This is a genomic window from Arthrobacter sp. Ld5 (genome assembly GCF_051172775.1).
In the GTDB taxonomy this organism is placed as follows: Bacteria; Actinomycetota; Actinomycetes; order Actinomycetales; family Micrococcaceae; genus Arthrobacter_D.
In genome coordinates this window covers 139441-159282 of the sequence record NZ_JBPKBO010000005.1, presented here as the reverse complement: position 1 = coordinate 159282, position 19842 = coordinate 139441, and the positions used below count along the sequence as shown (strand labels likewise).

Here is a 19842-nt window from a genome sequence, read left to right as displayed (position 1 = left end):
ACCATGGCAGCAGCCAAGTCAGCACTCGACCCCATCATCTCGCTCGCCAAGCGGCGCGGATTCGTGTTCCAGTCGGGGGAGATCTACGGCGGGTCACGCTCTGCCTGGGACTACGGGCCCCTCGGCGCCGAGCTGAAGGAGAACATCAAGCGGCAGTGGTGGCAGGCCATGGTGCGCGGCCGCGAGGACGTGGTCGGCCTCGACTCCGCCGTCATCCTCCCCCGCCAGGTCTGGGAGGCCTCCGGGCACGTCGAGGTCTTCAGCGATCCGCTGGTCGAGTGCCTGTCCTGCCACAAGCGGTACCGGGCCGACCACCTCGAGGAGGAGTACGAGGAGAAGAAGGGCCGGGCCGCGGAGAACGGGCTGAAGGACATCTCCTGCGCCAACTGCGGCACCCGGGGCCAGTGGACCGAGCCGCAGGAGTTCTCCGGACTCCTGAAGACCTTCCTCGGGCCGGTGGCGTCCGAGGAGGGCATGCACTACCTCCGCCCGGAGACCGCGCAGGGCATCTTCGTGAACTTCAACAACGTCCTCACCACGGCGCGGAAGAAGCCGCCGTTCGGCATCGGCCAGATCGGCAAGAGCTTCCGGAACGAGATCACCCCCGGCAACTTCATCTTCCGCACCCGGGAGTTCGAGCAGATGGAGATGGAGTTCTTCGTCGAGCCGGGCACCGACGAGGAATGGCACCGGTACTGGATCGACGAGCGGTTGTCCTGGTACACCGACCTCGGCATCGACCCGGACAACCTGCGCCTCTTCGAGCACCCGCTGGAGAAGCTCAGCCACTACTCCAAGGGCACCACGGACATCGAGTACCGCTTCGGGTTCTCCGGCTCCGAGTGGGGTGAGCTCGAGGGCATCGCGAACCGCACCGACTTCGACCTGTCCACGCACTCGAAGCACTCCGGCACCGATCTGGGCTACTTCAACCAGGCCACCAACGAGCGCTACACGCCGTACGTGATCGAGCCCGCCGCCGGCCTCACCCGGTCCTTCATGGCGTTCCTCGTGGACTCCTACACCGAGGACGAGGCCCCCAACGCCAAGGGCGGCGTGGACAAGCGCACCGTGCTGAAGCTGGACCCGCGCCTCGCCCCGGTGAAGGCCGCCGTCCTGCCGCTCAGCCGCAACGAGGACCTCTCCCCGAAGGCCAAGGACCTCGCCGCCCAGCTGCGGAAGTCGTGGAACATCGAGTTCGACGACGCCGGCGCCATCGGCCGCCGCTACCGCCGGCAGGACGAGATCGGCACGCCGTTCTGCATCACGGTCGACTTCGAGACCCTCGAGGACCAGGCCGTGACCATCCGCGAGCGCGACAGCATGGCGCAGGAGCGCGTGTCCCTCGACAACGTGCAGGGCTACCTCGCCGCGCGCCTGATCGGAGCCTGATGGCCCTGGACTACCGCGCCTGGCAGGACGGGGACGACCTCGAGCTGCTCCAGCTCTGGGGAGGGCCCGAATCGGCGGCCGCCGAGCAGTTCCGCGGCTCGTTCCGCCCGCCGTCGGACAGCCCCTGGAACCGCTGCATCACGGTGGTCGACCAGGGCGTCCCCGTGGCCGCCGGCTGCGTGTACGGGGCGGCGCTCCACCCCGACCGGCTCTGGTGCTACATCGAGGTCGCCGAGGACCACCGGCGGTCCGGCATCGGCTCGACCCTCCTGACGATGCTCCAGCACGAGGCCGCGGCGTCGCCGTCCGGCGTCACCCTCCTGCGGTCGAAGGTCTCACCCGGGACCACCGGCGCAGCCTTCGCCGAGGCCACCGGGTTCGGCACGCTACAGCGCTCACGCCTCGTGGTCGTCGCGCCCGGGGCCCTCGCGGCGCCCGCCTTCGACGACGCGGCCGGACCGCAGCTGGAGGAGGCGGCGACCGGGTCCGTGGAGCTCACCCGGGCCCTCGCGTCCTTCTACGAGTCCGTCCACGCGTGGGACCGCGCCGACCTCAGTTTGGGCCGCGCCCAGCAGCTGTTCCTCGGCGACGCCAGCGGCGCCGGGGGAGCGATCGCGCTCAGGGACCGGCCGAAGGCCGACGGCGGGGCCATCGCGGCCTTCGCGGTCAGCTACACGCAGGCCCGGACCGACGACCCGGCCGACGTGCTGCTCGGCTACGACACGACGCTGCCGCCGCAGGAGCAGCAGGCAGCCGTCGCCACCCTCATCGCGATGCTGGTGCACCAGTACCCCATCCAGCTCGAGGTCGACGACGCCATGGAGGCGCTCGCCGCCGTCGTCGACCCGTTGCTGGCCACGGGGGCGGCGCAGCTCGCCGGGCCGGATACGCTGGTCGTCGCGACGGGCTGACGCGCACCGTTCCGGGCACACTGCCCCGATTTCCACGCTGGGACCCGGGACCTTCAGCAAGTGCCCCCTTGGATCGGTTCGTCGCAGCAGCCTCATCCGTCGAGAAGGGTCCACTTCGACCCCGCCGCTGACATGATGACCACGCTTCCGTTCTCACGCCGCGCGAAGCATGCTGGGGTACTGGCAAGAGAAGGAAGCGACATGGAACAGCACGACACTGCAAGCGGGGCAGGCGCGGCAACAGCGGCTGATCGGCTCAGGGCCTATGCCCGAGGCATCTTCGAGGCAACGGCGGCGGCGTACTCGCTCATGGATCCCGAGTACGTGATCCTCGCCGTGAATCCGGCGTTCGTCGATCTCGTGGGGATGTCCGCTGATGATCTCGTTGGGCACCAGGCATTCGAGGTGTTCATCGAGAACCCGTCACAGGCGGAGCAGGAACCGGCAAGGGTCATGCGCGAATCGCTCGAACGTGTGAAGAGAACCGCGCAGAGGGACAGCTTGCTCCTCCACCGGTTCGACATCCCTGATCCAGCCCACCCCGGCGCGTTCCTGGAGCGGTACTGGAATCCGGTCAACAGCCCCGTCCTGGACGACGAGGGTCACGTGGTCGCTCTTCTGCAGGAGGTGCACGATGTCACCGAGTACCGCGAGGATCTCGTCCGTCTTCTGGCCTACCTCAGTGCTGATCCGGACGTGTCCGACGCGGACCGCAAAGTGCGCTTCGCCGAGTACTCGGCGGCGACCATGGCGGCGTCCGGTCTCTATCGCTCCGCGCGCAAGGAGGTGGAGCAACTGCAGGAAGCCATGAGTTCCCGGGCCGGCATCGAGCAGGCCAAGGGCATCCTCATGGCTCAGCACCATTGCACCAGCGGAGACGCTTTTCTCCGGCTGGAGAAGATGTCCAACGAGACCCACGTCAAGTTGAAGGATGTCGCAGCCGCCATCGTCTATCAGGTGACAACATCGCACAGCGGCGAATAGCCACCATGTTTCCTCTGCGACGTGTCCCCTGGAAAGACCCCGCTCCCCTGGAGGCGCGGGCACTCACCCCTGCATGTACCCGACACCGTTCCACCCGCTGTGGGTCCGGGACCGTCCGAACAAGAGTCTCCCCGGGCTCGCTGCATTCGCGGGGTGGTCGGATCGGGCGAGAATTGAGGCAGATCGGAATATCAGGCGATGACGGTGGGAGACCATGCAGCACGACGCCGGGAGCCACGGGCTGTTCATGACGCCGATCCGTCGGGTCCTGCTGCTGGGCGCCATCCTCGTCATCGCGACCGTGGTCGTGCTGATGGTTCCGCTTCCCGACGTCGATGAGCTGCGTACCATGGTCGACCGGGCCGGTTGGTGGGGTCCTGTCGGGTTCGTCCTCGGGTATGCGGCGCTGACCCTGGGCCCTGTGCCCAAGAGCGTCCTGTCGATCGGGGCGGGGGTCCTGTTCGGGTTCCTGCCGGGTCTGCTGCTGGTGTACCTGGCGGCGTTGATCGGCGCGATCGCCGCGTTCTGGCTCGGACGCCTGCTCGGCCGGGACGCGGTCGAGAAGTTCACTGGAGCCCGGGTGGGAAAGGTCGATGCCGTCCTCAGCCGGGGCGGGTTCGTCGCCGTCGTCGGGGTGCGCCTGGTCCCGGTCCTGCCCTTCACCGCAATCAACTACTCGGCCGGACTGACCGCGTTGGGCTGGTGGCCCTACCTGCTGGGCACCATGGTCGGGATCCTGCCCGGCACCGCGAGCTTCCTCGCCCTCGGAGCATACGGCCCGGACTTCGGCTGGCCCGCCGCACTCGCTGCGGCAACCCTCGCCGCCCTCACCCTCGCAAGCCTCGTCTACGCGCTGCGGGTCCGGCGCAGGAACCGGACCCGCGATGCCTGACGGCCGACGACGACCACTGCTCGTGCCGGCCCTGAACCGTACCGCCGCCGTCCCGGACGTGCCGTGGATCATCCCCGACCGGCTCACGGGAGCCAACCTCGTCCTCGGACCGGATCCGATCCGATCGCCCGGTCTCCGAGTCCTCGCGTCGATCGCCGTGTCAGGGCCGTGTTCTACGCTGTGTAGTGGAGTCTTGTCCTCGGGTGTCCGTCGTACCCGACCTACCGCTGGAGCATGATGCCTGATCGTCCGATACCGCGCCCCGCCGAGCTGGCCCACCGGGTCCGCCGCGCCTTCCGCGCCCGGGTGTCCGGCGACCCCACCGGGGCGCCGGACTGGGTGCGCGAGATCGCGCTGGTCGGGGAGGGGTCGGGCTGGTTCGAGCCCGACGGCGTCGTCTGGCGGGTCCACGGCGACCTCTCCACCCTCGTCGGCGGGGTCGCGGCCCTCCTCGGGCAGGGTGCGCACCCGCTGGCGATGGCCGGGGTCGCGCGGCACTCCTCCTACCGCAACGACCCCTGGGCCCGCCTCGCCGGGACTGCCCGCTGGCTCACCGTGAGCACCTTCGGCTCCGCGGAACTCGCCGAGCGGGAGACGGCCCGGGTCCGCGGCATGCACCGGCGGGTCCGCGGCACCACCGACGACGGCCGCGCCTACTCCGCCTCCGACCCCGCCCTGCTGCGCTGGGTGCACCTGGCCTTCACCGACGCCTTCCTCGGCGCCCAGGAGGCCGTCGGGCGTGACCTGGCGCCGCGGTTCGGCCGCGATTGGGCCGACAGTTACATCGCCGACTGGTCCCGCAGCGCCCGGGCGCTCGGGGCCGAGGACCTCCCGGTCAACCGCCGGGAACTCGCCGAGGCCCTGCGCGCGCTGGAACCCGACCTCGAACCCGTCCCCGCCGAGCTCCTGGCCTTCCTCGCCGCCCCGGACGGGCTGAACCGGGCCGAGCGGATCTTCTACAGCGGCCTCGCCGGAGCCGGAGGGCTGGTGCTCTCCCCATCCGTGGCACCCTTCGCCGGGGTACCCGGCCGCGGCGACCGCTCGCCCGCAGCCCGACTCCGCCTGCAGCGCACCCGGTTGCAGCTCCGGGCCTTCCAGCTGGCCCTCGGGCCGCACAGTCCCTCCGAGGACGCGGCGCGCTACCGGATCGGCCTCGCCGGCCCCCCGGACTGGCTCGACTGAGCCTCGACTGAGCGTGCTCGCGGGCGTCACCCCCGAGGCCCCGACCTTCTTCTGACTCGCAGCGCCGTGGCGCCTGCGACGATGCTCCCGTTCACCCCACATCGGGGTCGGGAGGCACGCCCTAGCCGCGGTCGTGGCGTCCGGCCTCCAGATCCGCGACGTCCGCGACCTCCCGCTCGGCCACGGTCATGGCCCCGCCGCCGCGGTGTGCGGGCATCCACCAGGCGCCCGGCTCCGGGGTCACCGGGAAGTCGGCGATGCACGTCTCGATGCCGTCCTGGAGCTCCTGGCGGAGCCTCTCCGTCTCCTCGGCGACGTCGATCCCCGGCTCGTGGCGGATCGGCGGGCCGATGTGGACGCGGACGGGCGACTTCCACGCGCGCCGGACGGAGAAGCCGTGGCCCCGGGTCAGCAGCCGGTGGGACCCCCAGACGGACACGGGGATCACGGGCACGCCGGCCTCCGCGGCGAGCCGGACCGCGCCGGTCTTGAGCGCGCGGACCGTGTAGCTGCGGGACACCCCGGCTTCCGGGAGGATCGCCACGTACTCGCCGGCCCGCAGCTTCACGAGCGCGTCGTCGTACGCGGCCGCGCCGGCCTTGCGGTCCGTGATCACATGGCCCAGCCCGAAGACGAACGGGCTGACGAACCAGTGCTCCGCCGCCCGCTTCGAGATCATGTAGCGCGCCTGGATGCGGGCGTGGTTCCACAGCACGAGCTCCGCGAAGGCGAAGTCCAGGTAGCCGAAGTGCGTGATGACGACGACGGCGCCGTGCCCGGGCACGGCGCGTCGGGAGCGCCCGTTCAGGGGGTCCGAGGCCGGCAGGTTCTCCGTCCCGCTGACCGTGATCGGCAGTCTCAGGGCCGCGAACGCGGTCTTGCCCGCGTAGACGACGAACCGGTACATGCGGTCGTTCTGCCGCGGCTTCCATCCCATGCTCTGATCCCTCTTCCTGCGGTCGCGGGAGGAACCCGCGGATCGTCTGTACTCTTTGTACCCCGGACGGACGGACCCGCGCTGCACTGACGGGGATTCGCGCCGCGATGTCGGGCGGGCCCTACGGCCGCGGGTCCCTGCGTAGAATCGCAGGCGGTGCCCGGCGCACCCGACCGACCGCCCGACCATCGAGGGGACCCGTGGGCCACAGCCACCAGCACACCGGCGGGAGTCCGGCGCCGTCCGCCCCCGCGATCGCCGCGCGGCGCCGGGCGACCCTCCTGCTCTCGGTCGTCCTCGTGCCCCTGGGCGTGCTGACCCTCGTCGCCATGGTGCTCCTGTGGCCCAGCGGGGACCGCAGCACCCTGGACGTCGCCAGTCCATACGCGACGGCGGACGGCGTCGCCTTCGACCGCGGTACCGTCCGCGAGGTGGGCGAGGCGGACTGCCCGTCCTCCCGGCCGACCGTCGACGCGGGCGGCACGGCGCTCACCTGCACCATCGCCTACACGCAGCCGGCGGGCGGGGGCGGCCTCGTCCCCGTCGAGGTGACCCCCGAACTCGCGAAGACCGACGCCGTCGAGCCCGGGGACGAGATCCGCTACCTCGACCTCTCCGAGGTCATGCAGGGCGCCGCGCCCTACGTCTTCGTCGACTTCGTGCGTTCCGTGCCCGTCGTCGCGCTCGCGGTGCTCTACGCCGTCGTCGTCATCGCCGTGGCCCGCTGGCGGGGCCTGCGTGCCCTCCTCGGACTGGCCGGCGCCCTCGTGGTCCTGGCGCAGTTCGTCCTGCCCGGCCTCGTCGAGGGCGCGCCGCCCCTGCTGCTGGGACTCGTCGGCTCGACCGTGATCATGTACGGCGTCCTCTACTTCGCGCACGGGGTCTCCGCCCGCACCTCGACGGCACTGCTCGGGACCGTCGTCGGACTCGGCATCACGGCGCTGCTCGCGGCCTGGGCCACGGATGCGGCGCACCTGACCGGCGTGGGCGACGAGAACGCCTACACGCTGGTGAACGCCTCGGACGAACTGTCCATCTCCTCGATCATCCTGTGCGGCCTGATCATCTCCGGCCTGGGCGTGCTCAACGACGTGACGATCACGCAGTCCTCCGCGGTGTGGGAGCTGTACGAACTCGCGCCGAACACCTCCGGGCGACGGCTCTTCGGCTCCGCCATGCGGATCGGCCGTGACCACATCGCCTCCACCGTCTACACCATCGCGTTCGCGTACGCCGGGGCCGCGCTGCCCGTGCTGATCCTCGTCTCCCTCTACGACCGTGCGCTCCTCGACACCCTCACCAGCGGTGAGCTGGCGGAGGAGGTGGTGCGGACCCTGGTGGGGTCGATCGGCCTCGTCCTGGCCATCCCGGTCACCACCCTCGTCGCGGTGCTGGTGGTCAGGGCGGTGGGTCCGCGGCCCGCGCGCCGCAGTCACGACGACGTCCCGGGCGAGGGAGCGACGCCGGCGGTCCTCGCCGCCGGGGGCGCGGGAACCCTGGCCCCGGGAGAACGGCTCGTGGCGCTCGGCGGACGTCGGGTCCCCGGCGCGGAGCCGGGCGCATGACGAACGCGTGGCGCAGGGCGGCCAGGGAGCGCAGGCGTGCGGGAACCGACGGATTTGCGGGTGCTTGCGACAATGGAGGGGTGACCGCAGTACCGACCCTCCCCGTCCCCTCCGGCGATCCCGGCTACGGCGACCCGCCGGATGCCCTGCCCGACGCGCCCGACGGCGCGCCCCGGCTCGACCTGCCGCCGCTCACCCTCGGCCCCATCACCGTGGACACCCCGGTGATCCTCGCCCCCATGGCCGGCATCACGAACAAGGCCTTCCGCAGGCTCTGCCGCGAGTACGGCGGCGGGCTCTACGTCTCCGAGATGGTCACCTCCCGCGCGCTGGTCGAGCGCAGCCCCGAGTCGATGCGCATCATCTCCCACGACGACGACGAGAAGGTGCGCTCCGTGCAGCTGTACGGCGTGGACCCGAAGACCGTCGGCGCGGCCGTCCGCCTCCTCGTCGAGGAGGACCGCGCCGACCACATCGACCTGAACTTCGGCTGCCCCGTCCCGAAGGTCACCCGCAAGGGAGGGGGAGCGGCCTTGCCCTGGAAGCTCGATCTCTTCACCGGCATCGTGCAGACCGCCGTGCGCGAGGCCTCCCGGGGCGGCGTGCCGCTGACCATCAAGATGCGCAAGGGCATCGACGACGACCACCTCACCTTCCGCGAGGCGGGGAGGATCGCGCGCGACAGCGGGGTGGCCGCCGTCGCCCTCCACGGGCGCACCGCGTCCCAGTTCTACTCCGGCAAGGCCGACTGGAACGCCATCGCGGAACTGCGCGAGGCCCTGCCGGACATCCCGGTGCTCGGCAACGGCGACATCTGGAGCGCCGAGGATGCCGTCCGCATGGTGCGTCAGACCGGGGTCGACGGCGTCGTGATCGGCCGCGGCTGCCAGGGCCGGCCGTGGCTCTTCGGCGACCTGGTGAACGCGTTCGAGGGCAGCGTCTCCCGGCACCGTCCCGGCCTCGGGCAGGTCGCCGACACCGTCTACCGCCACGCCGAACTCCTCGTCGAGACGTTCGGCAGCGAGATGATGGGCCTGCGCGACATCCGCAAGCACATGGCCTGGTACTTCAAGGGCTACGTCGTCGGCGGCGACCTGCGCGCGAAGCTGGCCACCGTCCCCACCCTCGAGGTGCTGCGCGGGCTTCTGGACGAACTCGACAAGGACTCGCCCTACCCTGGCCCGGACGCGGAGGGACCGCGCGGCCGTGCCGGCTCGCCGAAGAGGACCGCCCTGCCCGAGCACTGGCTCGACGCCCGCGTCCTCGACGCGGCGCAGCAGGCGGACATCGCCGCGGCCGAGGTGGACGTCTCCGGCGGATGACGGCGACCCCGCGCTCCACATCGGCACGGACCGGCACGCATCCCCTTCCCCGTTGCGCTAGAAAGGCATCATGAGCTTCCGCGATCCGTCCCTCACCCCCGGCTACAGTGCCGAGGACACCGAGCGGTGGGTGGAGGAGCCGCCGAAGAGCTCCCACCGCACCGACTTCGAGCGGGACCGGGCGCGCGTGCTGCACTCGTCCGCGCTGCGCCGCCTCGGCGCGAAGACGCAGGTCGTCGCCCCCGACACCGACGACTTCGTGCGCACGCGCCTGACCCACTCGCTGGAGGTCGCGCAGATCGGCCGTGAACTGGGCAGGACGCTCGGCTGCGATCCGGACATCGTGGACACCGCGTGCCTGGCGCACGACCTCGGTCACCCGCCCTTCGGGCACAACGGCGAATCCGCGCTCAACGACCTCGCCCACGGGATCGGCGGGTTCGAGGGCAACGCCCAGACCCTGCGCCTGCTCACACGGCTGGAGCCGAAGGTCCTCGCCGCCGACGGCGGGCCCGCGGGACTGAACCTCACGCGCGCCAGCCTCGACGCCGCGTGCAAGTACCCGTGGACGGCCGCCGCGGCCCCCGTCATCAGCGGTCAGCGCACCACGAAGTTCGGTGCGTACGACGACGACCTCCCGGTCTTCGCGTGGCTGCGCGACGGCGCCCCCGACGGCCGTTCCTGCCTGGAGGCGCAGGTGATGGACCTGGCGGACGACATCTCGTACTCCGTGCACGACGTCGAGGACGCCATCGTCGCCGGGCACCTCCAGCTCAAGTGGATGGACAGCGCCGACGCCCGTGCGCGCGTGGTGGGCTACACGCAGCAGTGGTACCTCCCGGGCAGCGACCCGGCCTCCGTCGACGCAGCCCTCTCCCGGCTCGAGCGGACGCCGGTCTGGGTGCGCGAGGCGGACGGCACGCGGCGGTCCATGGCCGCGTTGAAGAACATGACGAGCCAGCTGATCGGCCGTTTCTGCCAGAGCGCGATGCAGTCGACGCGGTCCATCTACGGCCCCGACCCGCTGACCCGCTACAACGCGGAGATGGTGGTGCCCGAGGAGACGGTCATGGAGATCGCCGTGATGAAGGGGCTGGCCACCACGTACGTGATGACAACGGACCACCGCCAGCCCCTCTACGAGCGCCAGCGGGAGATCCTGGCCTCCCTCGTGGCGCAGATCCACGCCGACGGGGACCGGCACCTCGAGCCGATGTTCGCCGCGGACTGGCGGGAGGCGGGCGACGACGACGCCCGCCTGCGCGTCGTCGTCGACCAGGTCGCCTCGCTCACCGATGTCTCCGCCCTCGGACTCCACGAACGCATCGTCGGCCCGGTCCCGGCCCTCTGGTAGGACGACCGGGGTGCCGACCCGCATACGCCGCGGGCACGGTCGGAGTGTCGGTGGGGCAGGCCTAAACTGGGGTCATGGCCGGACTCATCAAACGCGAAGACATCGATGAGGTACGCCAGCGCACGGACATCAAGGAGGTCGTCGAGGCCTACGTCACCCTGAAGTCCGCCGGCATCGGCTCGTGGAAGGGCCTGTGCCCGTTCCACGACGAGCGGTCGCCGTCGTTCCACGTGCGCCCGCAGATGGGCTCCTACCACTGCTTCGGCTGCGGCGAGGGCGGCGACGTCATCAGCTTCGTGCAGAAGCAGGACCACACCTCCTTCAGCGAGACCGTCGAGAAGCTCGCCGCGCGCATCGGCTTCGAACTGCACTACGAGGACGGCGGATCCGGTCCGCGCCGCGAGGACGTCGGCCGGAGGCAGCGGCTCCTCGACGCGCACAAGATCGCCGCGGAGTTCTTCCGCGACCAGCTCCTCACGCCCGGCGCCGGCACCGCCCGCCAGTTCCTGCAGGACCGCGGCTTCGACCGCGAGGCGGCCGCCCACTTCGGCGTCGGCTACGCACCCCAGGGCTGGGACGGCCTGCTGAACCACCTCACGGGCCGCGGCTTCACCCTCGACGAACTCAAGCTGACCGGCATGTTCAGCGCCTCGTCGAGCAACCCCGGGCGCTTCTACGACCGCTTCCGCGGGCGCCTGATCTGGCCCATCCGCGACATCACCGGGGACACCGTGGGCTTCGGCGCCCGCAAGCTCTTCGAGGACGACCAGGGGCCGAAGTACCTCAACACCCCGGAGACCTCCCTCTACAAGAAGTCCCAGGTGCTGTACGGCATCGACCTCGCCAAGCGGGAGATCGCCAGGAACCGGCAGCTCGTCGTCGTGGAGGGCTACACGGATGTCATGGCCTGCCACCTCGCGGGCGTCGGGACCGCCGTCGCCACCTGCGGCACGGCGTTCGGTACGGACCACATCAAGATCGCCCGCAGGCTCCTGTCCGACGACGGCACGGGCGGCGAGGTGATCTTCACGTTCGACGGCGACGCCGCGGGCCAGAAGGCCGCGCTGCGCGCGTTCGAGGAGGACCAGCGGTTCAACTCGCAGACCTACGTGGCCGTCGAGGCGTCCGGGGCGGACCCGTGCGAACTCCGGCAGACACGGGGCGACGACGCCGTGCGCGAGCTCATCGCCGACCGCCGGCCCCTCTTCGAGTTCGCGATCAAGGCGTCCTTCGCGAACTTCGACCTCTCGTCCGGCGAGGGACAGGTCAAGGCGCTGCGCCACGCAGCGCCGATCGTCGCGCAGATCCGCGACGTGTCGTTGCGGTCCACGTACACGCGCGAGCTCTCCCGCTGGCTCGGGATGCAGTACGTGGGGGAGGACCAGGTGGCCCGCGCCGTGTCCGCGGCCGCGCGCCGGGAGAACACGTCCTCGACCGGACGCGGCGGTCCCCAGCAGGGCAAGCACGCGCAGCAGGGCCAGGGGAGTCCGGGCCAGCAGGGCCAGCAGGGGAGCGCGGCTTCCGACGGAGTCGGGGCGGCCCCCTCCTCCGACCCCTTCTTCGAGCGGCCCGACCCGCGGGACCCGATCGCCCGCATGGAGCGGGAGGCCCTCGAGGTGGTGCTGCAGCAGCCCACGCTCCTGACGGCGCCCCAGTGGGAGAGCTTCTCGACGATCCACTTCACCGTCCCCGTCTACGAGGCGCTCCACAACGCCGTCCTCGCGGCGGGTGCGGCCGGCACCGAGCTGTCGCGGTGGGTCGAATCGGTGCGCGACGGCGTGCCGGACGTGCTGCGGCCCCTCGTGAGCGAGCTGGCCGTCCGCCCGCTGCCGGCGAAGGACGCCGAGGCGATGGTGAGCTACTGCCGGGACATCCTGAACCGGCTCACCGAACTGCGGATCACGCAGCAGAAGGCGGAGAAGCTGGGGCAGCTCCAGCGCATGGATCCGGCGGCCGATCCGGCGCTCTACAGCCAGCTGCAGCGGGACCTGATGGAGCTCGAGATGCAGCGGCGGCGGCTCCGCGAGGAGTGAGCCCGGGCCGATTTCACTTCGCTGCCCGGGGTATGTAGAGTAGAGACCGCGCTTTCCTCCGTAGCTCAATTGGCAGAGCATTCGACTGTTAATCGAAGGGTTACTGGTTCAAGTCCAGTCGGAGGAGCCACGAAGGGTCGGTGACCCGGGCGGAAGCCCGGGCCACCGACCCTTTTCCTTTGCCCGGCCGCGCCCGCGCGGGCGTGGCCCAGGAACCTGTCAGAGGGCGGGCGTAGGCTTCGCGCATGAACACGAACGGTACGAACGGCAAGCTCATCCTGGTGACCGGGGCCACCGGCTACATCGGCGGGCGGCTGGTGACCAAGCTGGTGGCCGAGGGCCGCCGGGTCCGCGTCATCGTCCGGTCCCCGCAGAAGCTCAAGGACGTCCCCTGGGCCGGGTCCGTCGAGATCGTGGAGGGGGACCTGCAGGACCGCGAGTCGATGCGCGCGGTCACGCAGGGCGTCGACACCCTCTACTACCTCGTGCACTCCATGGGCTCGGGGCGGAACTTCGACAGGCGCGAGGCGGACATCGCGACCATCGTCTCCGAGGCCGCCGCGGACGCGGGAGTCCGCCGCATCGTGTACCTGGGTGGCCTCCACCCGGAAGGCGTGGAGCTGTCCACCCACATGCGGTCGCGGACGCAGGTCGGCACGATCCTCCTCGAATCCGGCGTGCCGACCGTCGCCTTCCAGGCCGGCGTCGTCATCGGGTCGGGGTCGGCGTCGTTCGAGATGATCCGCCACCTGTCCGACGTCCTCCCGGTCATGCCCGCGCCCAAGTGGGTCCTGAACCACATCGAGCCGATCGCCGTACGCGATGTCATCCACTACCTCATCGGGGCGCTCGACCTGCCCGAGGGCCTGAACCGGACGTTCGACCTCGGGTCCCGCGAGGTCCTCACCTACGCGGAGATGATGAACCAGTACGCCGAGGCGGCGGGGCTGCCGCGCCGCAGGATCCTGGCGCTGCCGGTCCTGACGCCGCGCCTGGCCGGGCACTGGGTCAATCTCGTCACGCCCATCCCGCGGGCGATGGCCATGCCCCTGATCGAGTCCCTCCAGCACGACGCCGTCACCTCCGAGCACGACATCGACCGCTACATCGCGGTCCCCGAGGGCGGCCTCACGGGCTACCGCCGCGCGGTGGATCTGGCGCTCGGCAAGATGCGCGGGGGAGAGGTGGAGACCAGCTGGGCCGGCGCGACGCAGGTGGACGCCGCGGCCGATCCGCTCCCGTCGGACCCGCAGTGGGCCGGCCACACGGTGTTCACCGACGTCCAGACCTACAGCTCCAGCGCGTCCCCGGAGAAGCTGTGGAGCGTCGTCGAGGGGATCGGCGGGGAGAACGGCTGGTACTCCTGGACCGTCGGCTGGGCGGCCCGCGGCTGGATGGACAAGCTCGCCGGGGGCGTGGGCCTCCGGCGCGGCCGGCGGGATGCCAGGGAACTGCTCACGGGCGAGGCCCTGGACTTCTGGAGGGTCGAGGAGATCGTGCGCGGCAGGAGCCTGAGGCTCCGCGCCGAGATGAAGGTGCCGGGCCGGGCGTGGCTGGAGTTCAGGGTGGAGCCGGACGGCTCCGGCAGTTCGTTCTACCAGCGGGCCGTCTTCTTCCCCCACGGGCTCTCCGGGCGCCTGTACTGGCTGGCCGTGCTGCCGTTCCACGGGTTCATCTTCAAGTCCATGGCGCGCAACATCGCCACGGCGGCGGAGGCCCTGCCCTCGGAGCCCGGGTCGGCGCCGGAGCGGACGGCCGCCTGAGCGCCGCGCCTGCAGTAGCGCCCCGGTGCGCTACTGCAGGGCCGGGACGGTCCTCGGCCGGACCACCGTCCAGAGGAAGACCACTCCCAGGGCGATGCACGCCGCCATGACGAGCGCCATGGGCGTCGCTGATTCGATGCCCTCGCCCAGCAGTCCGACGAGCGGCGAGATCAGACCCGCCGTCCCGAACGTCACCGCGCCGAGCAGGGACGCCGCCGTGCCGGCCTGCGCGCCGTTGTTGATGAGGGCCAGCACCTGCACGCAGGGGAACACGAAGCCCGTGGCCATGATGTAGAACCACAGCGGCACCGCGGTGCCCCAGAACCCGAGGCCCAGTTGGTCGAAGGCGATGATGAGCATCGCCATGGTGAGCTGGACGACGGTCGCCATCGCGATGACCCACTGCGGGCCCACGCGCCGGAGGACCCGCGCGCTGATCTGCACGCCGGCGACGATGCCGAGCGAGTTGACGGCGAACAGCAGCCCGTACTGCTGCTCGTTCAGCCCGTAGGGGCCCTGGAACAGGAAGGGCGAGGCGGAGAGGTAGGAGAAGAGCCCGGAGAAGTTCATGCCGCCGACGAGCAGGATGCCGATGAAGATGCGGTCGCTGAGGACCGCCCGGTAGCGCTGGGCGACGGTGAGGCCCGACCGGCGGCGGTTCTCCCGGGGGAGGGTCTCCACGATGAACAGCGACACCGCGGTGATCACCAGCACGCCGTAGCAGGCGAGGAACCAGAAGATGCCGGGCCAGGGGAAGAGCAGCAGCAGCTGGGAGCCGATGACCGGCGCGAAGATGGGCGCCATCCCGTTCACGAGCGCCATGTAGGACAGCATGCGGACGAGGGTGTAGCCACCGAAGAGGTCGCGCACCATCGCCATCGCGACCACGCCGCCACCGGCGGCTCCGATGCCCTGGAGCACGCGGAACACCATGAGCATGGTGATGTCCTCGGAGGACGCCGCGCCGATGGACGCGCCGACGTGCAGCGAGGTGGCGAGGATGAGCGGCAGGCGACGACCGATCTTGTCGCTGAGCGGTCCCACGAGCAGCTGTCCGCCCGCGAAGCCGATGATCGTCCCCGTGAGCGTCAGCTGGACGGCCGCCTCGGACACGCCGAGATCCGACCGCAGGGCCGGGAAGGCGGGCAGGTACAGGTCGATGGTGAACGGCCCGAGGGCGGTCAGGGTGCCGAGGACGAAGACGTAGATGATCTTCTCGCGGCGGGTGAGGGCGTCGCCGGGATGCGTGATGGTGCCCAAGCTGGTGCTCAAGATGCTGCCTAACGGAACGAGGGTGCTGCCGGGTGACGGGTCGGGTGGAGCGGGGATGCATCGATCGCGGTGGCGGCCCGGCGACGACGGCGGAGCGGCTCACGCCTGCAGCGGGTCGTCCACGCAGGGACGAATTGGTTGCTGCGGCGAATCAACGACGTTCCCATCTTACGACCCGTCGTCAAGCCTTCCCCCTCCGGTTCCGCCCGCCGTGTCCGCGCGGCTGCTAAGCATGCTTCGGACTGACGTAGGGTGTTGGGGGGCCGAACGAGCAGGGAGAACCAGGCAATGAGCAAGCACGACGTCGACACCGAGTCCGCGGACCAACCGCGGCACCTTGCGCGGGTCATCGGAATCACGATGGCGGCCGCCGTGGGAGGCCTCCTGTTCGGGTTCGACACCGCCGTCATCAACGGCGCGGTCGATTCGATCCAGGCCGACTTCGGGCTGAGCGCGAGCGTCCTCGGGTTCACCGTCGCCATCACGCTGCTCGGCTGTGCCGCGGGCGCATGGTTCGCCGGCGGGCTCGCCGACCGGTGGGGACGCAAGAAGGTCATGATCGCGGCGGCCTTCCTGTTCGCGGTCAACTCCGTCGGGTCGGCCTTCGCCGTCTCCGAGTGGGACCTCATGGCGTGGCGCCTCGTCGGCGGCCTGGCGATCGGGATCGCCTCCGTCATCGTGCCCGGCTACATCGCCGAGATCGCGCCGACCAAGTGGCGCGGGGGACTCGCGTCGGTCCAGCAGCTCGCCATCACGATCGGCATCTTCGTCGCCCTGCTCTCCGACGCCTCGTTCGCGAGCGCGGCCGGGGGCGCCGCCAACGAGTTCTGGTGGGGCCTGTCCGCATGGCGCTGGATGCTCCTGGTCGGCGTGCTCCCGGCCGTCGTCTACGGTGTCCTCGCGCTCGTCATCCCCGAGTCACCCCAGTTCCTCATCCGCGCCGGCCGAGACAGGGATGCCGCGCGCATCCTGTCCCGCGTCTCCGGCGTCAGGGACACCGAGGGCAAGATCCACCAGATCCGGGAGAGCTTCGAGCGCGAGGACCGCGCCAGCTACCGTGACCTGCGCGGGCCCGCACTGGGCCTGCAGCCCATCCTGTGGGTCGGGATGGCCATCGCTGCCCTCCAGCAGCTCGTCGGCATCAACGCAATCTTCTACTACTCCACGACGCTGTGGAAGTCGGTGGGCTTCAGCGAGAGCGATTCCTTCACGACGTCGGTGATCACCTCGGTCATCAACGTGACCATGACGTTCGTCGCCATCTTCTTCGTGGACCGCATCGGCCGCCGCAAGCTGCTGCTCACCGGGTCCATCGGCATGACGGTCGGGCTGCTCGCGGCGACCCTCGCGTTCCTCCAGGCGGAGGGCACCGGCGAGGACGTCGCCCTGCCGGGGATGTGGGGCCCGATCGCCCTCGTGGGTGCGAACCTCTTCGTCATCTTCTTCGCCGCCACGTGGGGCCCCGTCATGTGGGTCACGCTCGGCGAGATGTTCCCCAACCGCATCCGCTCGATCGCCCTGGGTGTCGCGACCATGGTCAACTGGGTCTTCAACTTCATCGTCACCCTCACCTTCCCGTGGGTCAGTGCGAACCTCGGCCTGTGGGTCATGTACGCGGCCTTCACCGTCTTCGCGGTCGTCTCCTTCGTCTTCGTCCGCACCCGGCTGCCGGAGTTCGCGGGCAGGGAACTCGAGGACAACGCGGCGCTCACGGCAGCACGATGACGTGCCCCGGCGCGATGGTAATTTTGGTTCAGCGAATGTCCGGCAAGACACACACGAATGGAGGCAGGGCCTATGAACAGCTCGGCTAGTACGCGCGGCAAGCGGTCCACAGGCTCACTCTCGATCTTCGGACTCATCAGGCTGCTCGCGCGGCTGACGCCGAGGCAGGCCAGCGACGAGTTCTCGATCGCCGTCGAGCAGCTGAAGCAGAAGGGCACGAAGGCCGGCATCGCCGTCGCCCTCCTCGTCGTCGCCCTGATCTTCGTCCTGTTCTTCGCCGTCGCACTGGTCGTCGCCGCCATCATGGGCCTCGCCGAGATCATGCCCGCATGGCTGGCCGCCCTGCTGGTCGCCCTGCTCTTCATCGTCATCGGCGGCATCCTCGCGCTGATCGGGGTCTCCCGCCTCAAGAAGCAGCTCCCGCTGCTGCCCGAGGATGCGATCCGCGGGATCCGGTACGACCTCGGCGTGCTCAAGGAGGGCCGCAGCTTCGACCCGGCCACGCTGGACGTCAAGAAGCCCAAGGAGGAGAAGAAGCCCAAGGACGCCGGCAAGGACGCCCAGCCGAAGGAGCCGAAGCCTTCCTACGAGGAGCTGCGCGGCCGTACGGGGGAGCGCCGGACACACATCGCCGACGCGCGCGATTCGCTCGGTGCCCGCGTGGACGTCAAGTCACGCCTCGACGGCGCCCGCCACCGTGCACCCCAGGGCGCGCGGACGCCGGCCGGTCCTGCAGGCACCGGACAGACCGCGGCGGTCGCCGTGCGCCGCGACGTGCCCCTCAACACGAGCCTCGCCGACCGCTGGAAGCCACTGAGCGTCCTCGCGGCGTCCGTCGCTGCGATGCTCGTCATGCTGCGCCGCCTCCTCAGCAAGTAGCAGGCAGCCCGGCCGACCGACAGGCGGCCGGTCGCCCGACCCCGTCCCGCCGACCGCGGGTGCGGGACGGGGGACCGGCCGCCTGCCTGCATAATGGGACGGGGAGGCACAGGGAATGAGACTGATCGGGGCCGGAGGACGGCCGGGCGACGACAACGCGGTGCTGACGACGGCCTGGACCCTGCCCAACCTCGTCACCGTGATCCGGTTCCTGGGCGTCCCGCTGTTCGTCTGGTTCATCACCGAGCAACGCTACGGAGCGGCGGTCGTCACGCTCGTGGTGATCGGCTCGACCGACTGGGTCGACGGGTACCTCGCGCGGCGCCTCAACCAGGTGTCGGTCGTCGGGAAGTGGCTCGACCCGGTGGCCGACCGCGTCGCCCTGATCGTGGTCGCCGTGACCTTCGTCGTCGACGGCATCGCCCCCGCCTGGCTCGTCTGGGCCATCGTCATCCCGGACATCATCCTCATCCTCAACGCGCTCGTCCTCTTCCGCGGGCCGCTGCACCTCCCCGTCATCACGGTGGGGAAGATCCGGACCGCGCTGATGCTCGTGGGTGCGCCGCTGCTCCTGCTGGGCCAGGTCGAGGGCTTCCAGCAGGACTGGATCGTCGTTCTCGCCCAGGGCATGCTCGCCGTGGGATGCGTGCTGCACCTCGTCGCCTTCTGGGCCTACCTCATCGCAGCGCACCGCAAGTACCGTCTGGAGCGGGCCGAGCAGCAGTCGTGCCCGCCCTAGCCATCGCGCTGGCGCTGCTCGGCGCTGTCTTCCTCGCGTTCGGAGCGCAGCGCCAGGGAAGCGCGGTGCGTGCGAACACGGGCGGGCTCGCCCTCAGCTCCTCGGGCTTCACCCGCCTCCTCACCAACCCGCGCTGGCTGTTCGGGCTCTTCCTGCTCGTCACGGGCACGGCGCTGAACGTCATCGCCCTGTCGCTCGCCAGCCTGACGGTGGTGCAGCCGATCGGGGCCATCGCGCTCGTCATCACCACGGTCGTCAACGCCCGCGACCAGGGCCTCCGCATCAACCGCCCCACCGTCGCCGCGATCACCGCGTGCGTGACGGGGAGCGCCCTCTTCGTCATCCTCGCGGTCAACGTCACCCGCCCGAACCACGCGATCCGCCCCGCCCAGGAACTGTCCGTGGTGCTGCTGCTGGCGGCCGCGGTCCTGCTGTTCGGCAGCCTGGCGGTGGTGGGCCGGCATCGCCTCAACGCCTTCGCCTACATCCTCGGCGCCGGCGTCCTCTTCGGGTTCGTCGCCGTCCTGACCAAGATCGTCGCAGGCCACCTGCTCGACGCGAACGGCCGCTTCCTGCTCAACGTCCCGGTTCCCACGCTGCTGGCCCTCGCGGCTGCCGTGGCGCTCGGCGTCTGGTTCGTGCAGAGCGCCTACGCGACAGGCCCGCCGGACCTCGTCATTGCGGGCCTCACCGTGATCGACCCGATCGTCGGCATCGCCGTGGGCATCATCATCCTCGACGAGCTCCAGTCGGAGGTCCGAACGGTGGTCGCGCTGGGCATGGGGGCGGCGGCCCTCATTGCTATTGTTGGGGTCGTTGCCCTCGCCCGGCACCACCCCGACGTGGTGAAGCGGCAGCGCTGATCCGGGCCCGCGAAGCACCTGTCCAGCAC

16 protein-coding genes and 1 tRNA gene are annotated in these 19842 nt (G+C 70.6%); 15 read left to right on the top strand and 2 right to left on the bottom strand.

Features of this window, described 5'->3' with window-relative positions; translation table 11 throughout:
* Positions 1-3 precede the first annotated feature (3 nt).
* From ACSGDB_RS03295 to ACSGDB_RS03275, 5 genes are all read left to right on the top strand, one after another.
* Positions 4-1392, top strand: coding sequence for a glycine--tRNA ligase (locus ACSGDB_RS03295; RefSeq protein ID WP_434992821.1), 1389 nt, complete (start codon positions 4-6; stop codon positions 1390-1392).
* On the top strand, positions 1392-2303 hold the full coding sequence (locus ACSGDB_RS03290) for a GNAT family N-acetyltransferase (RefSeq protein ID WP_434992820.1): 912 nt from the start codon (positions 1392-1394) through the stop codon (positions 2301-2303). Before ACSGDB_RS03295 ends, ACSGDB_RS03290 begins: the two co-directional genes overlap by 1 nt.
* 201 nt (positions 2304-2504) lie before the next feature.
* Positions 2505-3287, top strand: a complete 783-nt coding sequence (locus ACSGDB_RS03285) for an ANTAR domain-containing protein (protein WP_434992819.1) — start codon at positions 2505-2507, stop codon at positions 3285-3287.
* A gap of 214 nt (positions 3288-3501) precedes the next feature.
* Positions 3502-4179, top strand: coding sequence for a TVP38/TMEM64 family protein (locus ACSGDB_RS03280; RefSeq protein ID WP_434992818.1), 678 nt, complete (start codon positions 3502-3504; stop codon positions 4177-4179).
* Positions 4180-4413: 234 nt separating this feature from the next.
* Positions 4414-5361 (top strand): oxygenase MpaB family protein, encoded by a 948-nt coding sequence (locus tag ACSGDB_RS03275; protein WP_434992816.1) that lies wholly within the window; start codon positions 4414-4416, stop codon positions 5359-5361.
* A 121-nt stretch (positions 5362-5482) separates the two neighbouring features.
* On the opposite strand, the gene ACSGDB_RS03270 is transcribed toward ACSGDB_RS03275, so the two are convergent.
* Entirely contained in the window at positions 5483-6298 is an 816-nt protein-coding gene (locus ACSGDB_RS03270; protein ID WP_434992815.1) for a lysophospholipid acyltransferase family protein, read from the bottom strand.
* A 200-nt stretch (positions 6299-6498) separates the two neighbouring features.
* On the opposite strand from ACSGDB_RS03270, the gene ACSGDB_RS03265 reads away from it, so the two are divergent.
* The 6 genes from ACSGDB_RS03265 (at position 6499) to ACSGDB_RS03240 (ending at position 14335) form a co-directional block, all read left to right on the top strand.
* Positions 6499-7863: a YibE/F family protein gene (locus tag ACSGDB_RS03265; RefSeq protein ID WP_434992812.1), complete on the top strand. Its 1365-nt coding sequence runs from the start codon at positions 6499-6501 to the stop codon at positions 7861-7863.
* Positions 7860-9185 (top strand): tRNA dihydrouridine synthase DusB, encoded by a 1326-nt coding sequence (gene dusB, locus ACSGDB_RS03260; RefSeq protein ID WP_434992811.1) that lies wholly within the window; start codon positions 7860-7862, stop codon positions 9183-9185. Before ACSGDB_RS03265 ends, dusB begins: the two co-directional genes overlap by 4 nt.
* Before the next feature lie 70 nt (positions 9186-9255).
* The gene (locus ACSGDB_RS03255) at positions 9256-10539 is read left to right on the top strand and encodes a deoxyguanosinetriphosphate triphosphohydrolase (RefSeq protein WP_434992809.1); all 1284 of its coding nucleotides are present in this window, start codon (positions 9256-9258) and stop codon (positions 10537-10539) included.
* Between the two features lie 74 nt (positions 10540-10613).
* Positions 10614-12572: a DNA primase gene (dnaG, locus tag ACSGDB_RS03250; protein ID WP_434992808.1), complete on the top strand. Its 1959-nt coding sequence runs from the start codon at positions 10614-10616 to the stop codon at positions 12570-12572.
* Between the two features lie 54 nt (positions 12573-12626).
* A tRNA-Asn gene (locus ACSGDB_RS03245) sits at positions 12627-12702 on the top strand.
* 115 nt (positions 12703-12817) lie between these two features.
* Positions 12818-14335 carry an SDR family oxidoreductase gene (locus ACSGDB_RS03240; protein ID WP_434992807.1) on the top strand — a complete coding sequence of 506 codons (1518 nt, stop codon included), beginning with the start codon at positions 12818-12820 and terminating at the stop codon, positions 14333-14335.
* 30 nt (positions 14336-14365) lie between these two features.
* Here ACSGDB_RS03240 and ACSGDB_RS03235 read toward each other — a convergent pair whose 3' ends face one another.
* Entirely contained in the window at positions 14366-15607 is a 1242-nt protein-coding gene (locus ACSGDB_RS03235; protein WP_434992805.1) for a multidrug effflux MFS transporter, read from the bottom strand.
* Between the two features lie 288 nt (positions 15608-15895).
* On the opposite strand from ACSGDB_RS03235, the gene ACSGDB_RS03230 reads away from it, so the two are divergent.
* From ACSGDB_RS03230 to ACSGDB_RS03215, 4 genes are all read left to right on the top strand, one after another.
* Positions 15896-17332 carry a sugar porter family MFS transporter gene (locus ACSGDB_RS03230; RefSeq protein WP_434992804.1) on the top strand — a complete coding sequence of 479 codons (1437 nt, stop codon included), beginning with the start codon at positions 15896-15898 and terminating at the stop codon, positions 17330-17332.
* A gap of 72 nt (positions 17333-17404) precedes the next feature.
* On the top strand, positions 17405-18211 hold the full coding sequence (locus tag ACSGDB_RS03225) for a phage holin family protein (RefSeq protein ID WP_434992803.1): 807 nt from the start codon (positions 17405-17407) through the stop codon (positions 18209-18211).
* Positions 18212-18326: 115 nt separating this feature from the next.
* The gene (locus ACSGDB_RS03220) at positions 18327-18950 is read left to right on the top strand and encodes a CDP-alcohol phosphatidyltransferase family protein (RefSeq protein ID WP_434992802.1); all 624 of its coding nucleotides are present in this window, start codon (positions 18327-18329) and stop codon (positions 18948-18950) included.
* Entirely contained in the window at positions 18938-19813 is an 876-nt protein-coding gene (locus ACSGDB_RS03215) for a DMT family transporter (RefSeq protein ID WP_434992801.1), read from the top strand. The genes ACSGDB_RS03220 and ACSGDB_RS03215 overlap by 13 nt, the downstream gene beginning before the upstream one ends.
* The last annotated feature ends 29 nt before the right edge of the window (positions 19814-19842 follow it).

Bases quoted from the DNA above. Each gene is read 5' to 3' on its own strand.
- ACSGDB_RS03295 (WP_434992821.1), top strand. From the start codon at position 4: ATGGCAGCAGCCAAGTCAGCACTCGACCCCATCATCTCGCTCGCCAAG.
- ACSGDB_RS03290 (WP_434992820.1), top strand. From the start codon at position 1,392: ATGGCCCTGGACTACCGCGCCTGGCAGGACGGGGACGACCTCGAGCTG.
- ACSGDB_RS03285 (WP_434992819.1), top strand. From the start codon at position 2,505: ATGGAACAGCACGACACTGCAAGCGGGGCAGGCGCGGCAACAGCGGCT.
- ACSGDB_RS03280 (WP_434992818.1), top strand. From the start codon at position 3,502: ATGCAGCACGACGCCGGGAGCCACGGGCTGTTCATGACGCCGATCCGT.
- ACSGDB_RS03275 (WP_434992816.1), top strand. From the start codon at position 4,414: ATGATGCCTGATCGTCCGATACCGCGCCCCGCCGAGCTGGCCCACCGG.
- ACSGDB_RS03270 (WP_434992815.1), bottom strand. From the start codon at position 6,298: ATGGGATGGAAGCCGCGGCAGAACGACCGCATGTACCGGTTCGTCGTC.
- dusB (WP_434992811.1), top strand. From the start codon at position 7,860: ATGACGAACGCGTGGCGCAGGGCGGCCAGGGAGCGCAGGCGTGCGGGA.
- ACSGDB_RS03255 (WP_434992809.1), top strand. From the start codon at position 9,256: ATGAGCTTCCGCGATCCGTCCCTCACCCCCGGCTACAGTGCCGAGGAC.
- dnaG (WP_434992808.1), top strand. From the start codon at position 10,614: ATGGCCGGACTCATCAAACGCGAAGACATCGATGAGGTACGCCAGCGC.
- ACSGDB_RS03240 (WP_434992807.1), top strand. From the start codon at position 12,818: ATGAACACGAACGGTACGAACGGCAAGCTCATCCTGGTGACCGGGGCC.
- ACSGDB_RS03230 (WP_434992804.1), top strand. From the start codon at position 15,896: ATGAGCAAGCACGACGTCGACACCGAGTCCGCGGACCAACCGCGGCAC.
- ACSGDB_RS03225 (WP_434992803.1), top strand. From the start codon at position 17,405: ATGAACAGCTCGGCTAGTACGCGCGGCAAGCGGTCCACAGGCTCACTC.
- ACSGDB_RS03220 (WP_434992802.1), top strand. From the start codon at position 18,327: ATGAGACTGATCGGGGCCGGAGGACGGCCGGGCGACGACAACGCGGTG.